2 protein-coding genes are annotated in these 1,044 nt (G+C 45.3%); both read left to right on the plus strand.

Annotation, left to right across the window (positions count from 1 at the left end; all coding sequences use genetic code 11):
- Nucleotides 1-606, plus strand: a 606-nt coding sequence (locus ACTHUT_RS21070; protein ID WP_440419750.1) for an RHS repeat-associated core domain-containing protein, incomplete at its 5' end; no start/stop codon positions are given.
- A 182-nt stretch (nucleotides 607-788) separates the two neighbouring features.
- Nucleotides 789-1,044: hypothetical protein (locus tag ACTHUT_RS21075; protein ID WP_440419752.1), on the plus strand; the 256-nt coding region annotated here is incomplete at its 3' end.

Genomic DNA, 1,044 nt, shown 5'->3' on the forward strand with positions numbered 1-1,044 from the left:
CCCTTAGCCCAAGTCTTCCACAACAACCAAGACGAAGCACAATACCTTGCCTATTTCCACAACGACCAAGTCGGCATACCGAGGGAGATGACCGACATCCATGGTAATCTCTTATGGTACGGCGAATACACCGCTTGGGGCCGTCTGAAAAAGGATGAGCGGGTTTACAAGGATGCGCATCAGCCGTTTAGACTGCAAAATCAGTATTATGATGAAGAGACCGGGCTGCATTACAACCTGATGCGCTATTACGAGCCTGAGGTCGGGCGGTTTGTGAATCAGGATCCGATTGGGTTGTTGGGCGGGGATAACTTGTATCAGTTTGCGCCGAATGCGCAGGCTTGGGTTGATCCTTTAGGGCTTGCTAGTTTGTATGAAATAGGTATTTATGGGAGTTTGAACAGTAAAGCATATGTGGGAGATGGCTTGCAAGCTCATGAGTTAATTCGGCATAAGGCTTTGGTGCAAAGCGAATATACATCTAAAAATGTTCGTTTGCCGCAGAATCCTTCTATAGCTTTAGATTTAGATCATCATACAAGTAGTCCAAAGAAAGATACTCGTGGTATAGGCGGTGCGCATTATCATGAAGAGCAAATTCGTTGACAGTACTACCAACTAGGTAGGAATCAAATGTCTCCAAATCTGCATAGGGAAATTGATATTGGGCAAGGAGCTCTTAGAAAAGCAGGAGTTCCAAAAAGTGAAAGGAAGAAGTTACGCAGAGAAGCAAAAAAATTCATGAGGCCGACTAAGCGGCGGGCTTTGTCGTAATGGTAGCCGAAGGTATGCCCCAGCGCATTGGTGCGTCGGGTCGGCAGACCGTCTTGGCCGTATCTGTAGGTGGTTTTGGCTTGGATTGTTATGGAAAAGATATTTCAGACGACCTCGAAAAAGGAGTGAGGTCGTCTGAAAAGCAGAAACCGCAACACCCTATGTTGTGGAGGTTTCATGCGAATTGCGGCTTGCTATCGTTATATCTAATTGATGCGGAGCAACTTAGTTTTAAAAAGGGAACAATGTTTGTAAGAAAAACTATGATTT

The organism is Neisseria sp. P0022.S010, from assembly GCF_051956635.1.